Here is a 17,763-nt window from a genome sequence, read left to right as displayed (position 1 = left end):
TCACCGCCTATGAAACGCCCCTGGAAAGATGTCTCCACACCGCTGCGGGACGGCATGGTTCACTGGCCCGGCGATCCCGAGTGCAAGATCACCCGCGTGAACCGCATGGAAGACGGCGCGGTGTGCAATCTGACCCACCTCTCCATGAGCGCCCACACGGACGCGCCACGGCACTTCATCGCCGATGGCATGACGATGGAGCAACTGCCCTTCGAGGCCGTCATCGGTCGCTGCCGCGTCTTCGAACTCGACTGCGAGGACCAGATCACCGCAGACGACCTCAAAAAGATCCGGCTCTCCAGCAGCCAGCGGGTGCTCTTCAAGACCCGCAATTCGACACGGAGCTGGTCCATGAACGAGTTCGATAAAGACTTCGTCTCCCTCCGCGCCGACGCCGCACAGTATCTCGCCGACCTAGGCGTCATGACCGTCGGCGTGGACTACCTCAGCATCGGCGGCTTCAACAAAGACGGCGTCGAAACCCATCAGATCATGCTCGGTGCCGGCATCTGGGTGATCGAGGGCCTCAACCTCTCCGACATCAAACCCGGCTATTACGAGCTGATCTGCCTGCCCCTCAAACTCGAAGGCGCGGACGGCGCCCCATGCCGAGTGGTGCTGCGTTAACCCGCTGATTTTTGGCTGGCCAATCCTAAACAAGGCGGAGTGAAGCAACCCGCGATCAAGGCGAGCTACCGGCTCTCCACGCGCAGCGGTTCGTCCATCGACTTGATCAAGCGCTCGGTCCGCACCAAACGCGAGTCACTAAAGTGGTAGCGGGCCTCGGCCCGCGTGGCGGTCAAACTGCCGCCGATGCTGATCACGAAGGCCGCTTCATTCTGCCAGCAGGCAAAGTCATAGGCGCCGGATTCAACGGTGAAGGCGCCGTCTGTGGGAATGCCATCATCGGCAAACGGCCACATCGGCAGCCTCACCTCATTCTCGCCGAACTTGAGCAGGCATTGCCCGCCTCTGATGCGCAGGGTGGCTGGAGGCTGCGAGGCAAAACACACCGCCCCATCCTGCACATGCGCCGTCACGGAGCGCAGGCCGGCGGGTGGTGGCAGGGTCTGGGTAATGTCCATTTTCCGAGACGTGGCACAGCCGAAGAGCAAACAGATGAGGAGCAGACGAAACCTGTACATGGCGGGCTGGATCAATGGCGGTTCCGTCTAAAATTTCAAGACTTCATGCCCAGCACCGCCTCCAGCACGCGACACTGCTCCTCGGGAAGCGAAAACGAGGTCATGCTGCAATTGGCTGACAAAACAAATCACGAACAGGAAAGGGCCGGGAATCGATTCGTGACAAACGGAGTCTCCTTCGGCTATTGAGCGCCGACTCTTTCTTGCAACCGCGATGGCACCGGATGCACCGCGCGATGGACGCTCACTCGCACGCCTGGCCTGCACAGTTCCCAGCATTGCTGCTGCGGCTTCTCGGGGCAGCGGATGCAGCCATGGCTGGTGCAGCGACCGCGTTCAAAACCGCCGACGTGAACGCCCACGCCATCATCGGTCAGTCTCAGCCAGAACGGCATGGCGATGCCAAGATACTCGGTGCCCTCAGGCTTCGGCCCCGCATGTTCCCAGGTGCGCGGCACCACGACCTCGCCCGTGCCCGGTCGCACATACTGCCCGTAGAGATTGGAGCGTTTGAGCGGCAGTTTTTCCTTCACCTTGAACTCGCCGGTCGGAGTTTCGTGCCCAGGCAGCCCTGGGGAGACATCCATCTCTACGAGCACGCAGGAATCCTCGTCGAGGAGTTGGGCGGTCTGGCTCGCCAGGGAGATGTCCAGGCGCACCTTGCCCGGCTTCGCAGCGGCGCAGCGCTCCTCATCGATGTGCCAGCGTGGATGCTCGAAGGCGGCAGGCTTCTTCCGCAGGCCCTGGCAGGAGGCGAGGCAAAGCGGCAGCAGCAGGGGCAAGGCGGCGGCCAGGAGGTAAAGCCTCCCGCCCGGTCTTCGCTGCCGCAACCCATTCAACACAGCGCCGAGGCTGCCACACGCAGGCCCGTTGCCAAGTCGAAAACCCGGCGGCTTAGGCTCTTCGTGAGTTGAGAACCGCCCAAGCTGGTTCAGCCGTTGCTGCCAACGATCGACTCCCGCCCCTTTGCTGCATGAATTGGGGCGTTTGGCCCGTGGACGCACCGCGCTTGGGCCCGTGGACCCGAATCCGCCTTTTCGCCCCGCCAAACCGCAGTTTGGTGGCGTCAAACCACGGTTTAGCACGGCCAAACCTGGGATGGGTGGCGTCAAACCCAGGTTTGGTGGCACCAGACCACGGTGTGGTGCGGCCACACCACGGTTTGATGATGTGAAGCCACGGTGTGGTGGCGTCAAACCCAGGCATGGCGCGGCCGAACTCAGGCTTGGTGGCACCACACCACGGTTTGGTACGGCCAAACCATGGTTTGGCGTGGTGAAACCTGGGTTTGGTACGACCAAACTTCGGTTTGGCGGCGTGATAAGCCGGGTGGGGCGGGCCAAACCTAGGCTGGGCATGGTCATGCCGGAGAGGGGCGGCAAGCGGTTTGAAGTTCCTTCGAGGCGTTTCAGGCGGCAGGGGGCGTGAAACAGGCAGCCTTGCCTGTTCTTTTCGATTCACCCACAGGCTGGCAGCCTATGTCACACGATCGCGCTCCAGACGAGTTCAACGGGCACGACGTTTCATCTCATCGCTCGCCTTGTCGAGAATGCGGCGCTCTTCAGCGGTCAGGCTTTGCATGCCCTCGCGGCTGATCTTGTCGAGGATGTCATCGACCGTGGGAGCGTGTGGTGTGGCGGGTTTCTTGGCTTTGGCAGGCTTGAAGGCCGGTTTCGGCATGGAGGGCAGTTTCAACTCGCCGGTTTCATAACGGATGAAGGCGTAGGCGGAGCCGACGTTGGCGGCGAGGAGGAGCAGCGACAGCCAGTCACGCGCCGCGAGGCTGCCCAACGCATTGAGGCCGACGAAAATGGCCGCCAGCACCCAGGCATCAATGGTCAGGATGATGATGCTGATCTTGGCGCGTGGATACAGCGTGGCGAAGGCGATGAACACGCCGAATTCGAGCTGCAAAATGCCCGCGCAGCCCGGACCGCGAATGCCGAGCAATCCAAGCACGGTGATGAGCAGCGGCGAAACGAGCAAGAGCAGCAGCAACATCCGCACGAAGGCCCGGCGGCCCAGATGCCTCTCCACGGCCTCGCCAAAGCTCCACAGCAGGTAACAGCCGATCAGCGTCCACAGGCTGGGCGGATTGAAAAGTACATAGGTCAGTGGCGTCCAGAGGTGCAGTTCGCCAAAGGCCCGGTCGAATGTGAAGACGAAGTGCCCCATCAGATCGTAGCCGAGCACGGCGGTGACGATCATGCTCGCCGCGGCGACGAGCGCGATGATGGCGGCGAGATAAACCGGATGCTGCTTCCACCACGTCAGCGGCAGGCGGTCTTGGGATTCAGGGAGCCAGGAGTTGAACATAAGCGGAGGGTTTCACTTTCGCAGCCGATCCACGAGCACGGCGGCGAGGATGACAAGCCCGAGAACGATTTTCTGGTCGTTGCTGCCGATGTTGGTGAGGTTCATGCCGTTTTGAATCACGGCGATGATGAACGCGCCGATCAAGGTGCCCGGCATCGTGCCTTTGCCACCGCTCAAACTGGTGCCACCGACCACGACGGCGGCGATGACATACAGCTCATACATTTGACCGTAGGTGGGCGATCCGCTCTTGAGCAACGAGGCGGTGACCACGCCGCCCAGACCGGCAAGCAGGCCGCAGATCACATAAGCGATGAGAATGACGCGCTTCACCGGCACACCGGAGATGAACGCGGCCTCGGAGTTGCCGCCGACGGCGTAAAGATGCCGCCCCAGGCTGGTTTGCGTCATCACGACATGCGCCACGCCATACAGCAGCAGCATGAGCACCACGGCGTTCGGCAGACCGAGCAAATCCGACCCACGACCGAGCCACACGAAGGAATCGGGCACCTGATAGACGGATTGATTGTCCGCGAGACGATACGCCAGGCCGCTGCACACCAGCATCATCGCCAGCGTGACGATGAACGGCGGCATGCGCAGGCGCGTGATGAACATGCCGGAGATCCAGCCGAACACACCGCACAAGGCAATGCCGCCCAATCCAGCGATCAGCATCCCTCCCACGCTCGCGCTCGTGCCTTCAAAGCAGTCCCGCACAAGCATCGTCGTGACGACGGCGGAGAGCGCGATCAGGCTGCCCACGCTCAAATCAATGCCACCGGTGATGATGACCATCGTCAGGCCGATGGCGAGAATGGCGATGACGGCGATCTGATTGGCAATGTTGAGCAGGTTGTCGGCCTTCAGAAAGACCGGCCACGACTGCGCCCTCGGTTTGAGCACCTGCGTGTTTTTGAGCGCCGGAAAGTCGGTGCCAAGTTCGCTGAACACCAGCCACGCCGCCGTGGCTTGATTGCAGGCGATGACATCGAGCCCGCCGGAAGCAGCGGCACGTTCCAAAGCCGCGCGGGCGTCTTTCGGCTCGCCCTTCACGATTTCGGCCCGAGAACCGAGCGCGGTGTTCAGAGCCTCGGCAAAGACAGTGTCCTCAGCCTGCGGGCGCACCACGATGAGCACCTTCGCGCTCGGAGCGATCTGCGCTGCCAGTTGCCTCGCCGCCGCCGCATCTTGCGGATGCTGCTCCGTCCACGTCACGACGCTGAAGAAGGCGCACAGCAGCAGCAACGCGAGCAGCATGCCCGAACCGGCAAGGTGATGGCTGAGAAAGGCAAAGAGGCGGCTCATGCGGTGGCGTGGATCATGAGGGCTGGAAGAACGCGGTTCAAGGCCGCAGACGTTCGAGATTGACCACCGAAGTCGTTTTCGGGTACTCTCCCGGCATCATGAAAACTTACCTCCGTGCTCTTGGCGCGCTGCTTTGCACCACCGCGATCGCCTGCGCCGACTGGGTCTTGGTTCAAAAGACCAACACCGACGGCCAGGAGAAGGAAATGACCACCAAGATCAAAGGCGATCTCGCCCGTGTGGACATCGGCTCGGAAATGAGCGCCATCTTGAGCGCCGAGGGCATGACCGTGCTCATGCACGCCCAAAAAAGCTCATGCGGATGGATGCGGGCACTCTGAAAACCGCCATGGAAATGGCCGCCAAGGCTGCGGTGCCTCTCGAGAAGCATGCGCCCGCCAAACCCGTGACGACGGGGCAGAAAGAAAAAAGTCGGCGAGTGGGAGGCTGAGATTTTCACCTGGGACGGCCCGCTGGGCAAAGGCCGCTTCTGGGTGGTGAAGGACTTTCCCAAGTTCGCCGAGATCAACGCGGTCAGCGACAAGCTCGGCAAGGCCATGGGCAACCCGATGGCGAAGATGGCACCGCAGGCCGCCGACTTCGGCGGCATGGTGGTGAAATCCGAAATGACCACGATGGGCAAAAACATCTCCACGTCGCTGGTCTCGGCCAAGGAGCAGGAGCTCGACGCAAAAGAGTTCACCGCCCCCGAAGGCTACAGCGAGATGAAAATGCCCGCGCTGCCGAAATAACTCACGGCGTGATCACGCACGCGTAGGCCGCGGTGTTGGCGCCGGGCATGGAAACAACCACCGGCTGGCGCGTGTCACGTGCTTCGAGGGTGCCAAGCACGAGTTGCAGGGCAGAGGACGCACCCATGCTTTCGCCGAGGATGAGTTTCGGGCTGCGCACGGCCTGCCACTGCGCTCCAGACCACGCCGCCTGCTCAGCGCGGTCGATGCGGTCGATGCCGCAACGGTCGTCGATGAGAATCGCGTCGCCTGTGAGTTTGGCGCGTGTTTGGGCCGCGAGATCCGGCAGCAAGGCGGCGCGTTCATCCCAGGAGGTGTAGCAGAGCGGGCCGATGACCTCGCGCACCTGCGGACCGGCGCTTTTGGCTGAAAGCAGCAGCGCTCCCGCGCCTTCGGTGGCGATGAGCTTCGGATGATAATAGGTGAGCGCCTCGGCGCTGAGCCAGTCGCATTCCTCGGCGGCGATGATCAGGCACTCTTCGACAATGCCGCTGCGAATCCAGAACGCGGCGGTGTCCAGCGCCTCCACAATCGTGTTGGGACTGCCCACCAGCGTGCTGACCACGCCGTCGATGCCGAGGAAGGAGGCGATGTGCGAGGCGGGCGCGTTGAACACGGTTTCCGGGAAGATGAGCGGACTGGCCTGCGCGGGATTTTGCAGCACCTCGTTGAAGAAGCGGCCCGTGTAGTTCACACAGCCGTTCATCATCACGAACAGGATGCCCAAACCGCGTGGCGGAGCCGCAGGATCGTGCCCGGCGTCCGCCAGCGCGCCGAGCGCGGCAGCCACGGAGTAGCGGGTGATGGCGCTGGACCGGCGCATGCGCGGATGCCGCGCCGTTTTGTCCGGCGGTGGCGGAGGAACCAGGCGCACCGGGCAGGGCCAGGTCCGTTCATCGCCCGGACGCGCACAATTGACCGCAGGCAGCGGATTTCCTTCGCGCACGATGCGCAGCAGATCACCTGCGCTCCAACCGGCGGAGCTCACCGCGCCGACGCCGCGAATGTGGACGCCTTCGAGGTTCATGCGGTCCTCCTTTGCAGCACCAGCGTGGCGTTCGTGCCGCCAAAGCCGAAGGAATTCGTCAGTGCATGCTCGAAGCTGGCCTGGCGGAACTTTTGCACCAGATCAAAGCGCACGGCGGGATCAATCGTGCGCACATTCAGGCTGGCGGGCAGCCACTGGCCGCGCAGCGCCATGAGGCAAATCACCGCCTCGACCGCGCCAGCGCCGCCGAGCAGATGGCCCATGGCAGACTTCGTGGAGCTGACGGGAATGGTGGAAACCGCGTCCCCCGCCCATGCGGCGATGGCTGAGGCCTCGGCCACGTCGTTGAAGGGCGTGCCGGTGCCGTGGGAGTTGATGTAGCCGATTTGCGCCGGAGAAACACCGGCCTGGGCGCAGGCGCTGGTCATCGTGCGGATGGCCGCCTTGCCCTCGGGATCAGGCTGCGTGAGGTGGTGCAGGTCGGTGGCGGTCGAATAACCGGCCACGTCGCCCAGCGCGTCGCTTTGACGGGCGCCTTCGGCTTCGAGCAGCATCACCGCCGCGCCTTCACCGAGCGCGAGGCCGTCCCGCTGCGCATCAAACGGCCGCGGGATACCGCTGGGAGCCAGGGCGCGCAGGCTGTCGAAGCCCGCGAAGACCAGCCGCGCGAGCGCGTCGAAACCACCGGCCAAAACACGTTTGCAGCGCCCGGAGCGGATCATGTCTGCACCCCACCCGATGGCGTTGGCACCGGAGGCACAGGCATTGGACACGATGATGACCGGGCCGCGCCAGCCGAACTCGTCGGCAATGCTGTTCATCTGCCGTTGCGGCTGGTAATGCTCGGCACGTGATAGCTGGGACGGAATGCGGCCTGGATCATGCCGGGCGCTCTCAAAGTAGGCCTCGCCCAGCGGCATCGCCCCCGCCGAGGTGCCGATGACCAGCGCATCAATGCCATCCATGCCGCTGCGACCGGCCTGAGCCAGTGCCTCGCGGATGGCGAGCAGCAGCATGCGCGTGCCACGGTCCACATGGCCCTGTTTGTGCGGCGAAATGCGGTGAAACGGGCTTTCAGCGGGCAGATCGACGACACCGGCGGTTTTGGCGATGAGCCCGGTGGTGTCAAAAAAATCGACCGGCCGGAACGCGCTGCGGTCCGCCGCCAACGAGCGCTCATTGGCCTCCCAGCCCAGCCCCAGGGGCGAAACGATGCCCGCTCCGGTGATGGCGATGCGCTGGCTGGGTGAAAACGACACGGAAAAGGTCTGCGACAGGTAAGATTCGTTGGCGCGGCGGTTGAACTGCCCACTCAAGTGTTCATTCTACGCCACGACGCGGTTCATGGATTACGCCGCCGTCGCATGGACTGCAAATGTTTGCTGAACGTTGGGATCGTATCGTGGCAGAGCGCGGCGCGCAGGCGGCCTTTTATTGGGCCGACGGCAGCGCCACGACTTTCCGTGAACTCGACGCCGAAGCGCAAGCCGTGAGGCCTGCGGGGGATCACGTCCTCGCCCAAGGCGACACGCCCGCCCTGCTGCGGGCGCTGCTCTCCGGCTTTTTGCACGGCATACCGGTGCAATTGGTCGAAAAAGACCGCCAGCGCCGCGTACCCGCAATTCCACCGCCCGCTGGCACCGCTTTGATCAAACAAACCGTCGGCGGCTCCGGCGTGCGCCGCTGCCAGTTCTTCACGCTGGAGCAAATCGCCGCCGATGTGGACCGTCTGCACGCGGCGCTCGATCTCGGCGCGCGCGGCGTCGGTGTGGCGGCCATTTCCTGCGCGCACTCGTTCGGACTGACGATGACGGTGCTGCAAACGCTGTTTCACGGCGTGCCGACCTGCTTTGCACCGCAGCCCTTCGCCCAGCCGCTGATGGACGCGATGAATCACCACCCGCGCGTCTTCCTGCCCGGCGTTCCCGCCTTGTGGAAGGCCTGGCTGATGGGCGAGGTGCGCTTTGGCAATGTCAGCCTCGCCATTTCCGCCGGGTCATCGCTCACGCTGAAACTGGAGCGGATGGCACTGGAGCAGCACGCGCTGAAAATTCACAACCTCTACGGCACCAGCGAGTGTGGCACCGTATCGTGGGACGATTCGGCGGTGTTGCGCGAGGACGAGCGTGATCTCGGCACGCTGCTGCCCGGTGTGACGGTGCAAAACGAGCCGGACGGACGTTTGAGCGTCACCAGCAGCTCCACCGGGCTCGGCTATGACCAAACACTGCCCGGTGAGCGCTACGGCGGTGGTGTTTTCACCACCTGCGACCAAATCGAGCTGCGCGACGGCCATCTGCTGTTTCAACAAAGCTTGGGAGCTGGCATCAACGTGGCCGGGCGCAAACTCAGCCCGGCCGAGATCGCGAAAAAGATCCAGCAGGCCGCCGGTCTGGCCGGTGTGAAGATTTATGGCGCGACCAGCCGGGACCCGGAACGCGGCCAGGACATCGTGGCCGAGCTCGAACTGCCACAGGCGGCGATCAACGCGGAGTTTAAAACTCGCGTCTGTTCCCTGCTTGCCCCCTGGGAGGTTCCGCGTCGATGGGTGGGCACCAAGATCTCCGAATGACCCAGCCTCTCTCCCCAGCCTCCCTGAAACGCATCGCCTCGCTGTATCCGCGAGTTTGGGACTACAATCACTACTATGTGCCGTCGAAGCTGCGTTCCGACCCGGTTTACTCGGCGGTGGTGAGCGAGATCGGCGGCTCCGCGCTGCCCGTGCTCGACATCGGCTGCGGCATCGGCCTGCTGGCTTTTTATCTACGTGAATCCGGCGTCACGGCCAACATCACCGGCTGTGATTACGACGCGTGGAAGATCACCAGCGCCCAATGCATGGCACAGCGCGGCGGTTACGTGGGATTGAGCTTCCTCGCGGCAGACGCGCGCACGGGATTGCCCGATTTCAGTGGGAATGTGGTCATCCTCGACATCCTGCAATTTTTCACGCGGCCCGAGCAGGAGGCGCTGCTGCGCCTGGCGGCGGCCCGCGTGGCCGAGGGAGGAAAACTCGTCATCCGCAGTGGCCTGCACGATGATTCCACCCGTTTCCGCATCACCGTGGCCGGCGACTGGCTGGCCAAGCTCACGTTTTGGATGAAAGCAGGCCCGGTGTGCTATCCCGACCGCGATTTGTTCGAGTCCGTGCTCGGCGCGGCCGGTTTGAAGGTCCAAATCTCGCCCATGTGGGGCGGGACGCCGTTCAACAATCATCTGATCGTGGCAGAGCGCTAGCGCCGCACTTCAGGCCGCTTTCCGCCATCATGCGGGCGATGGATTCGGCCACTTCGATGGCCACGGGCGTGGCTTCATGGATGAGGACGATGGCACCGGGTTTCAGGCGGGCGCGGATGCGGTCGGTGATGAATTCCACGTCCTGCATGACGCCGTCGAAGCCGCGGGCGCTCCACATCAACATCTTCAGACCGAGCGCCTGGGAAATCACGAAGGTGAAGGCGTTGTGATGCCCGGCAGGCGGGCGGAAGAAGCGCGGCGGGTGGTCCGGGCAGATGCTGGTGAGTGTTTCTTGGCACTCGGCGATCTCCCGCCACAGGGCGACCGGACGCAGCGCCCAAAAACGGGCGGCAGGGTGCGTCTGCGTGTGATTGGCGATCTCATGGCCTCGCGCGACGATCTCGCGCACCAGTTCAGGGTGGCGCGCGGCACGCTCGCCGATGAGGAAGAAGATCGCCTTGATCTCGTGACGGTCGAGGATGTCGAGCATGGCAGGCGTGTGCTCCGGGTGCGGGCCATCGTCGATGGTGAGCAACGCGTGGCCGGTGTCATGCGGTAGCCGCTTGATCATGGGGCCGAAGAATGCACAGCGCGGCACGAGCGTGCCGATCATCATCAACGTAAGCACGGAGCAGAATAGCAGCCCGGCGGCGAAAATCTGACCGCGTGAGACGAGCCAGCCCACAATCAACAACGGCAGCAGAGCGATCACCAAACGACCGTAGGCCGTGCGCAAACAGCGGGCTCTGGTTTCTGCATTCATGCCGGATCACGAGTGACGAGCGGTTCAAACACAAACCATTGGTCCCAATGCCGCAAAAGGAACTCATGCATCACCGGCAGCCAGGCGGCGCTGATTTCGGCGGCCTTGGGCTTGCGACCGCCGCAGTGGAAGGGCTTGCCGATCTCGATGCGGTAGGACAGGCGGCCTTTGCGGCTGAGAAACACTGGGTAGCATGGCACGCCGGTCACTTCGGCGAGCACGAGCGGCCCGCGTGGGATGCGATAGGTGACACCGTCAATGTGCGCCTCGACCGGGGCGACTTCTCCCATCACGCGGTCGCCCTGCACGCAGACCACTTCTCCGGCGAAGAGCTTGCGGCACAATTCCATGCCGAGATGGCCGCCCGGCTCATTGTAATGCACATGCAGATTGGGGTGGCGGCGCTCCTCCTCGCACAGTTCCTTTTTGCGCAGCTGTTGGAGCGAGTCACTGGCCTCCGGCACGCGCACGGTGTGAATGGTGCGGCCAAATTTGCGGGCGAAGAGCCCGGCGCCGAGGTCGTAGTTGCCGGAATGCACGGTGAAGACGAGCGCCCCGCCGTTCTCCTGCTGCAATGCCTCGAAATCATCCTTGCCGATGATCTCCCACTCCACCTCGCGCTCAAAGTGCAGATGCCAGAGACGGTCCAGGTAGGTCAGCGCGAACTGGTAAAATACATGAAAGCTGGTGAAGGCGCTGGTGCCCTGCACCGGCAGCAGGGCGCTCAGATTGGCGCGCACCGCCTCGCGCTGCGGCACGGCCAGCAGCCAGATCACCGCCGTCACCGGCCAGGTGAGCGCGGTGATCACCGGCGCGGGCAGCCAGCGCATGAAAAACAGCATCAGCCGTGTCCAGCACGCGTCATGCAGACCCATCCGCGCCGGAGCGGTTTCTTCATGCGGCTGGAAGGTTGCGGATTCGGCGATTGGCATTATTTAGGCGCGGACAGAGAGCGGCGGGAGTCGTTCTTCTTCGACCGTCACGCCCGCCCCCACAACTGAGAATTTCACCCCGCCCTCTCCATGAACATGCCCGCCACGGATTACGATGTGATCATCATGGGCGGGGCCTTTTCCGGGTCTGCGGCGGCCATGATGCTGAAACGCGACCACCCCGACATGCGCGTGCTGATCGTCGAGCGCACGACACATTTCGACCGCAAGGTGGGCGAGAGCACCTCCGAAGTCGCGGGCTGCTTCCTCACACGAGTGCTGCACCAATCCAGTCACCTGAGCGCGAAGCACTATCAAAAGCACGGCCTGCGCATGTGGTTCTGCAAAACGCCGCAGGATTCCGTGGACGACCTCACCGAGATCGGCCCGCGCTTTCAGTCACGCCTGGCGACCTTTCAGCTCGACCGCTCGATTCTCGACGAGCATCTGCTCAAGGAGGCCTGTGATTTCGGCTGCGAGCTCATGCGGCCCGCGACGATCAAAACGATCACGCTGTCCGAAAACGAAGCGCCGCACACGCTCGAAATCATGCCGCAGGAGGGCCAGATGCGCACCGTGACCACGAAGTGGATCATCGACGCCTCCGGCAAGGCCGCCCTGCTCGCCAAAAAGCTCGGCATTCAGCATTCCATCGGCGACGAGCACCCCACCTCCTCCGTCTGGTGCCGCTTCCGCAACGTCAACGACCTCGACAGCTTCAAGAGCCGCAAGATGTTCCCGAAACTCACGGAACAGGCCAACTGCATCCGGACGACGGCCACCAATCACCTCATGGGCCGCGGCTGGTGGTGCTGGATCATTCCACTCTCCGACGGCAGCTTCAGCGCCGGCGTCACCTGGGACCGCCGTCTGTACACGCTGCCAGAAGGGCCTTCGCTTGTGGCCCGGCTCCAAGCACATCTCGTGAGCCACCCAGTGGGCAGGCTGATGTTTGAAAACGCCATTCCAGATGAAGGTGACACCTTCTATTACAAGAACCTCGGCTACCACGCCGAATACATCGCCGGCAACCGCTGGGTGATGGTGGGAGACGCCGCCGGATTCATGGACCCGCTTTACAGCCAGGGACTCGACTTCTGCGGCTACACTGTTTCCGCCGCCACCGAGCTGGTGCGCAAAAGTCTCGCGGGGGAGGACACGCAAAAGATCACCGATTACCTGAACATGGCCTACCCGCGCAGCTACCGCACTTGGTTCGAGGCGCTCTACAAGGACAAGTACACCTACCTTGGCGATGCCGAGCTGATGCACGCCGCGTTCCTGATGGATCTCTCGACTTATTTCCTCGGTCCGGTGCGCGGCGTTTACACCAATCCTGACCACGAATGGAAGCTGATGCCCTACGACGGCCCCATCGGCGGCTTCTTCGGCAGGTTCATGGCCTTCTACAACCGCCGCCTCGTCAGCATCGCCCAGGAGCGCGTGCGCAAAGGCATCTACGGCCTCAAAAATCACGGTCACTTTCTGGCGCCGCGCATGAGCATGTCTCCTGACACCTCGGCGGGCCGTCTGCTCTTTGATGGCATCATGGTCTGGCTCAAAGCCGAGATCAGCACTTGGTTGGCCCCCGCTCCGCCCAAAGAAGCCATGGTGATGGCGAAGAAACCGGTGACAGCGTGATCGGCTGGAATTGTCCGAATCGAGGAAGTCTCCTGCGCAATTGGGTGGATTGGACAAGTTTAACCTGTCCCCGCTCCATGAAAGCCCTGTTTCTTCTTGCCTTTCTTCTCACCCTCAATACCTCCGCCGCTGAACGGTCTGTCAGCGCGTATCCGTCGATTCAAGCGGCGCTGGATGCGAATCCGAACCGCATGCTGTTCGTTCCTGCGGGTGATTATCCGATCACAGACAAAATCCGCATCCGCGGCGTGCGCAGCGGCCTGTTCGGCCCCGGTCGCATCATTCAACAAAACGCCGAGCAGCCCATCATCGTGATCGAAGATGCCAAAGAGGCCGAAATCCGCGATCTGACGCTCACACGACCCGAGGGAAAGATGGAGACGCGCCAGGAGGGTATCGTGGCGATCAAATGCCGCGATCTCGTCATCGACAACGTGCGTGTCATCGACAATCGCAGTCCTGCCGGCGCGATCACGCTGCGCGCGAGCCAGAACTGCCGCATCAGCCGCTGCCTGGTGCGCAATTACATGCGCGTGAGCATTGATGATCGCACCAAGAGCCTGGAGTGGGGCTACGCCTTCAACTGCACTGACGGCACCGGCATCAGCGTCAGTTACAGCACCGGAACGCACATCGAGGGCAATCGTATCATTGAGGAAAACCTCGTCCCGACGCCGGAGATCAAGGCAAAGCACAAGCTGGGCGACTATGTGAAGAAGAACCCGGTCAAAGGCACACTGCTCAGCCAGCAGGCCTGGGACGCAGGCTACACGGACAACTGGCAGCAAGGCAGCGGCCTCGTCGTAACCGCGCCGGCAGTGAGCAACCTCACGCGCATCCTTGGCAACCACATCGAAAATGCCGCGCAGGGCATCGATCTGCACTCAGATCACGTCATCGTGAGCAACAACATCATCGTGAACTCCTTCATGGGCATGAAGGCCATGCACGGCTCCCGCAACGTGCTCATCACCGGCAATCAGTTCTCACGAAACTGCCTCTGGGCCATCGGCCTGATGCCCGGTGCGGCGGCGAACGCCGAGAACTTCGACGGCGGCTCCATCATCGCCAACAACATCATCTCCGACTTCGGCCACGGCGACGCGCACTGGATCTGGGGTGATGAACGCTCGCCCTTCAAATTCGACACCGGCCAGCAGCCCGACGATCCGCCGCTCACCGATGTCGTGGTGACTGGCAACGTCGTGCACAGCATCGGCAAACCGCGCTACAAATACGCCGTCATCATCGGCGGAGGTCCGAATACGCCGCGCGGCATGCATTTCTCCAACAACCTGCTGCCAGTAGGCTCGCAGGGCGTGGCGAACACGGAGCTGAAGCCGTGACCGCTACTTCCGATACTCGCTGAACTTCACCCGCAGCTTGGTTTCCAGCTCGGTGAGCTGCCATTTTTCCTTCGAGTTGATCAAGGCGAGCGACATGCCCTTCTTCCCGGCACGCGCGGTTCGTCCGCTGCGATGTGTGTAGTATTCGCGTTGGTCGGGAAGCTGGTGATGGATCACAAACGTCAGTCCCTCGACATCAATGCCACGCGCGGCCACATCCGTGGCGACGACGAATTGCACGCGCTGCTTTTTGAAGGCGCGCATCACCTTGTCGCGCTCCTTTTGCATGAGATCGCCCTGCAAGACATCGACCGGCAGTCCGAGCGCGACCAGTTCGCGGTGGAGTTCGTTCGCGCCGGCCTTGGTGCGGCAGAAAATGAGACCGCGTCCTTGCTGGCGCTTCAAAAAATTGGCGATGAACGCAGTCTTATCCTCGCGCTTGCAGATCGCAAAGCGGTGGTCGATGTCGCGGTTCACGACATTCGCCTGGTCGATCTGAATCGAGTGCGCGTCGGGGGACATGCAGCCTTTGATGAGCACCTGGATCGCCTCCGGGAAAGTCGCGGAAAACAGCCAGGTGCTACGCCGCATGGCGGCCAGCTTGAGGATTTCCGTGAGCTGCTTCTTGAAACCCATGCTCAGCATCTCATCCGCCTCATCCAACACCACATAGCGCACGAATTCGAGCGTGAGCGCATCCCGCTCGATCAAATCGAGCAGCCGCCCCGGCGTCGCGACGACAATGTGAGTAGGACGTTTCAGCGCCTCCGTCTGGCGGTCGATGTTGTCTCCACCACTCAGGACTTCGATGAAAATCTTGTCGGTGTACTTGGTGAAACGGAAGAGCTGCTTGCCGATCTGCTTCGCCAGCTCCCGCGTCGGAGCCAGAACGAGCCCCTGAATGTCCCGGTGCTTGGAGTTCATCTTTGTCAGCAGCGGCAGGCCAAACGCCGCAGTCTTGCCCGTGCCGGTCTGGGCCTGGGCGATGAGATCGCTGCCGTCGGTCAGCAGGAAGGGAATGACTTTCTTCTGAACCTCCGTCGGCGTGACGATGCCCAGCTCCTCCAGGCCACGGATCATGTCCTCTGGGATTCCGAGTTCTTTGAATGGGTGCGACATCCCTTGCCATCCTTCACAATGCGCTGAATTGCCAGCGAGAAAGACGATGGAGATGACTTCCAGCAACGTTCTTGCCCCTGCTGCATGAAACCACTGCTCTTCTTCCTTCTCTCTACCTTTGCCTCGGCGGAGACCATCCAGACGGATCTGCTCATCGTCGGTGGCACGGAGTCGGGATGGGCGGCGGCGATCCAGGCGGCGCGGATGGGGTGCAAGTCGATCACGGTCGTGCATGACGGGCCGTGGCTCGGCGGGCAATACACGGAGCAGGGGCTGGTGTGTGTGGATGAGAGCAAAGGCACGGGCGAGGTCGGCTGGGGGCCGAACTGGCATCCGATGAAGCGCTCGTTTCATCGCTTTGGCCTCTTCAAGGAGTTGATGGATCGCATTGAGGCCTTCAACACGAAGAAATACGGCTCGCCGATGCCGGGCAGGCCGATGCACGGCCCCACGACGTTCCGACCTGCTGAGGCGGAGGCGATTTTTCGCGAGATGCTGCAGCCTTACCTCGGCAGCGGGCAGGTGACGTTGAGGCTGAATCACATTCCCGTCGCGGCGATGAAGTCGGAGGGAAAAGTCACCGGCATGACGTTTCGCTCGGACAAAGGCGACACGTTGGAGGTGAAGGCCGCGCTCACGATTGATGCGAGTGATTGGGGCGATGTCGTGCAGCTCAGTGGCACCGAGTTTGAGGTCGGTCCGGATCCGAAGTCGCGCTATGGAGAGCCGCATGCGCAGGAGGATGTTTCCAAGAATCCGCCGAATGAGATGAATCCGCTGACGTGGGCGCTCATTGTCGAGGAAAGCCAAAGCGACACGCCGATTCCAGCGCCGCCGCATTACGATGAGCGCCGTTATCTGCGCAGCACGTCGTTGGGACGAAAAGAAGCCGCGAAGTTGAAGTGGGATCATCCGGTGAAGATCGGCAACAACTCGCCGTGGCCTGCGAAGGGCACGGAAAGCAAACGCCAGGGCACCATCCTGAGCATGCGGCGCATCGTCGAGGGCACGACGAGCGCGGATGGCATCACTTCGTCGCTCATTTGCTACTCGAATGGCCAGGACTATCCGCTGGAGCGTCTGCCGAAGCATGTGTGTGACGCGCTGGAGGCCACGGAGCGCGGTGCGTCGATGAAGAACCTCGTTCTGATGAGCCGCGAGCAGCGCCAGATCGTGTTCGAGGACTGCAAAGCGCACTCGCTGGGCCTGCTGCATCATTTGCAAACGACCGTGCATGATCGTGCGCCCGATAAAACGAACAGCCTGCGTCATTACCACCTCAGCGCGGAGTTTGGCACGGCGGACCGCCTGCCGATGAAGCCCTACATTCGCGAGAGCCTGCGGCTGAAGGCGCTCTACATGATGCGCGAGCAGGACAGCTTCATGGGCCAGAGCGACAAGTCCGCGAAGGAGACCTTTGCCACGGCGATGTATCCCGATGGCGTCTTCGCGTGGCAGTTTCACTACGACTTCCACGACACCGGCCGCGCCTATTTAAATAGCGAGGGCGACTCCGGCCCGTGGACGCACTACGGCAAGCCTGGGCGTGACATCCACTACCTCAGCGAGCGCAGCGTCTTCCCGCTCCGCAGTCTCATCCCGGTGAAGATGAATGGTCTCATCGGTGCGCAGGGCAATGTGGGCTTCAGCAGCATCGTGAGCAGTGCCGTGCGTCTGCACGATCATCGCGTGCACATCGGTCAGGCCGCCGGTGCGCTTGCTGTGCTCGCTTTGAAGCATCAAAAGCAGCCGCGTGATCTCGCGTGGAACCGCACGCACCTCGAAGAAATCCAGCACGCCCTCTGCGGCGGCACCGAGGGCACTCCCATGCTCCTCTGGCCCTGGCGCGACCTTCCCGCCGATCACGCGGCGTTTGTCGCGATCAATCGATTGAGTGCTCGCGGCCTCATTCCCGCCGCGAGAGATGAAGTGGACCTCCAACCCGATGCTCCGGCGGCTTCTGACTGGCAGAAGGCCCTTTTGAGCCGATGTGGCCTCGAAATGCCCGTGGACGAAAAAATCACGCGGGGCCAGTTCGCGGCTCTAATCTGGCAAAAGCTCGAAAAAGTGCCGTTTCAGCCGTGGGTCCGCTTGAAGCCCTATGATGCCGATGGGGATGGCGTTCCCGATTTGAATGATCCGAAGCCGTTTGGTGCGTTGGAGCCGAGGTTTTAGCCGATTTGATCTTTTGCTCCCAAACCTCGGCTAAAGCC

At 62.4% G+C, this 17,763-nt stretch carries 18 protein-coding genes; 8 read left to right on the top strand and 10 right to left on the bottom strand.

Annotated features, from left to right (window positions below):
• The first annotated feature begins 9 nt into the window (after positions 1-9).
• Entirely contained in the window at positions 10-627 is a 618-nt protein-coding gene (locus tag ACILSI_RS01610; RefSeq protein WP_395720086.1) for a cyclase family protein, read from the top strand.
• Between the two features lie 65 nt (positions 628-692).
• On the opposite strand, the gene ACILSI_RS01605 is transcribed toward ACILSI_RS01610, so the two are convergent.
• The 5 genes from ACILSI_RS01605 to ACILSI_RS01585 all read right to left on the bottom strand — a co-directional run bounded on the left by ACILSI_RS01605 (position 693) and on the right by ACILSI_RS01585 (position 4,772).
• Positions 693-1,145, bottom strand: a complete 453-nt coding sequence (locus tag ACILSI_RS01605; RefSeq protein ID WP_395720085.1) for a hypothetical protein — start codon at positions 1,143-1,145, stop codon at positions 693-695.
• Positions 1,146-1,327: 182 nt separating this feature from the next.
• Positions 1,328-1,927, bottom strand: a complete 600-nt coding sequence (locus tag ACILSI_RS01600) for a L,D-transpeptidase (protein WP_395720084.1) — start codon at positions 1,925-1,927, stop codon at positions 1,328-1,330.
• Between the two features lie 112 nt (positions 1,928-2,039).
• Positions 2,040-2,606 carry a hypothetical protein gene (locus tag ACILSI_RS01595; protein ID WP_395720083.1) on the bottom strand — a complete coding sequence of 189 codons (567 nt, stop codon included), beginning with the start codon at positions 2,604-2,606 and terminating at the stop codon, positions 2,040-2,042.
• Between the two features lie 45 nt (positions 2,607-2,651).
• Positions 2,652-3,461, bottom strand: coding sequence for a DUF6576 domain-containing protein (locus ACILSI_RS01590; protein WP_395720082.1), 810 nt, complete (start codon positions 3,459-3,461; stop codon positions 2,652-2,654).
• Between the two features lie 12 nt (positions 3,462-3,473).
• On the bottom strand, positions 3,474-4,772 hold the full coding sequence (locus ACILSI_RS01585; protein WP_395720081.1) for an ABC transporter permease: 1,299 nt from the start codon (positions 4,770-4,772) through the stop codon (positions 3,474-3,476).
• 98 nt (positions 4,773-4,870) lie between these two features.
• On the opposite strand from ACILSI_RS01585, the gene ACILSI_RS01580 reads away from it, so the two are divergent.
• Together ACILSI_RS01580 and ACILSI_RS01575 are read left to right on the top strand one after the other, a co-directional pair.
• On the top strand, positions 4,871-5,113 hold the full coding sequence (locus ACILSI_RS01580) for a hypothetical protein (protein ID WP_395720080.1): 243 nt from the start codon (positions 4,871-4,873) through the stop codon (positions 5,111-5,113).
• A 111-nt stretch (positions 5,114-5,224) separates the two neighbouring features.
• A complete protein-coding gene (locus ACILSI_RS01575) occupies positions 5,225-5,524 on the top strand; it encodes a DUF4412 domain-containing protein (RefSeq protein ID WP_395720118.1) in 300 nt (99 codons plus the stop codon).
• 1 nt (position 5,525) lies between these two features.
• Here the strand turns inward: ACILSI_RS01575 and ACILSI_RS01570 are convergent, their stop codons facing one another.
• Together ACILSI_RS01570 and ACILSI_RS01565 are read right to left on the bottom strand one after the other, a co-directional pair.
• The gene (locus tag ACILSI_RS01570; RefSeq protein WP_395720079.1) at positions 5,526-6,551 is read right to left on the bottom strand and encodes a hypothetical protein; all 1,026 of its coding nucleotides are present in this window, start codon (positions 6,549-6,551) and stop codon (positions 5,526-5,528) included.
• Positions 6,548-7,771 carry a beta-ketoacyl-[acyl-carrier-protein] synthase family protein gene (locus ACILSI_RS01565; RefSeq protein ID WP_395720078.1) on the bottom strand — a complete coding sequence of 408 codons (1,224 nt, stop codon included), beginning with the start codon at positions 7,769-7,771 and terminating at the stop codon, positions 6,548-6,550. Before ACILSI_RS01565 ends, ACILSI_RS01570 begins: the two co-directional genes overlap by 4 nt.
• A gap of 116 nt (positions 7,772-7,887) precedes the next feature.
• Here ACILSI_RS01565 and ACILSI_RS01560 point away from each other — a divergent pair, with 116 nt between their 5' ends.
• Together ACILSI_RS01560 and ACILSI_RS01555 are read left to right on the top strand one after the other, a co-directional pair.
• A complete protein-coding gene (locus tag ACILSI_RS01560; protein WP_395720077.1) occupies positions 7,888-9,084 on the top strand; it encodes an AMP-binding protein in 1,197 nt (398 codons plus the stop codon).
• On the top strand, positions 9,081-9,749 hold the full coding sequence (locus tag ACILSI_RS01555; protein ID WP_395720076.1) for a class I SAM-dependent methyltransferase: 669 nt from the start codon (positions 9,081-9,083) through the stop codon (positions 9,747-9,749). The genes ACILSI_RS01560 and ACILSI_RS01555 overlap by 4 nt, the downstream gene beginning before the upstream one ends.
• On the opposite strand, the gene ACILSI_RS01550 is transcribed toward ACILSI_RS01555, so the two are convergent.
• Both ACILSI_RS01550 and ACILSI_RS01545 read right to left on the bottom strand, forming a co-directional pair.
• Positions 9,718-10,512 (bottom strand): polysaccharide deacetylase family protein, encoded by a 795-nt coding sequence (locus ACILSI_RS01550; RefSeq protein WP_395720075.1) that lies wholly within the window; start codon positions 10,510-10,512, stop codon positions 9,718-9,720. The two genes, ACILSI_RS01555 and ACILSI_RS01550, sit on opposite strands and share 32 nt — an antisense overlap.
• Positions 10,509-11,444, bottom strand: a complete 936-nt coding sequence (locus tag ACILSI_RS01545) for a hypothetical protein (protein WP_395720074.1) — start codon at positions 11,442-11,444, stop codon at positions 10,509-10,511. The genes ACILSI_RS01550 and ACILSI_RS01545 overlap by 4 nt, the downstream gene beginning before the upstream one ends.
• A gap of 90 nt (positions 11,445-11,534) precedes the next feature.
• Here ACILSI_RS01545 and ACILSI_RS01540 point away from each other — a divergent pair, with 90 nt between their 5' ends.
• Positions 11,535-13,085, top strand: coding sequence for an NAD(P)/FAD-dependent oxidoreductase (locus tag ACILSI_RS01540; RefSeq protein WP_395720073.1), 1,551 nt, complete (start codon positions 11,535-11,537; stop codon positions 13,083-13,085).
• A 77-nt stretch (positions 13,086-13,162) separates the two neighbouring features.
• Positions 13,163-14,431 carry a right-handed parallel beta-helix repeat-containing protein gene (locus tag ACILSI_RS01535; protein ID WP_395720072.1) on the top strand — a complete coding sequence of 423 codons (1,269 nt, stop codon included), beginning with the start codon at positions 13,163-13,165 and terminating at the stop codon, positions 14,429-14,431.
• A gap of 3 nt (positions 14,432-14,434) precedes the next feature.
• On the opposite strand, the gene ACILSI_RS01530 is transcribed toward ACILSI_RS01535, so the two are convergent.
• Positions 14,435-15,511, bottom strand: a complete 1,077-nt coding sequence (locus tag ACILSI_RS01530; protein WP_395720071.1) for a DEAD/DEAH box helicase — start codon at positions 15,509-15,511, stop codon at positions 14,435-14,437.
• A gap of 123 nt (positions 15,512-15,634) precedes the next feature.
• Between ACILSI_RS01530 and ACILSI_RS01525 the strand changes: the two genes are divergently transcribed.
• A complete protein-coding gene (locus tag ACILSI_RS01525; RefSeq protein WP_395720070.1) occupies positions 15,635-17,725 on the top strand; it encodes an FAD-dependent oxidoreductase in 2,091 nt (696 codons plus the stop codon).
• Positions 17,726-17,763: the final 38 nt, after the last annotated feature.

The sequence above is a fragment of the Prosthecobacter sp. genome (assembly GCF_044232965.1).
Classification (GTDB): domain Bacteria; phylum Verrucomicrobiota; class Verrucomicrobiia; order Verrucomicrobiales; family Verrucomicrobiaceae; genus Prosthecobacter.
This window is presented reverse-complemented; position numbering and strand designations above follow the sequence as displayed.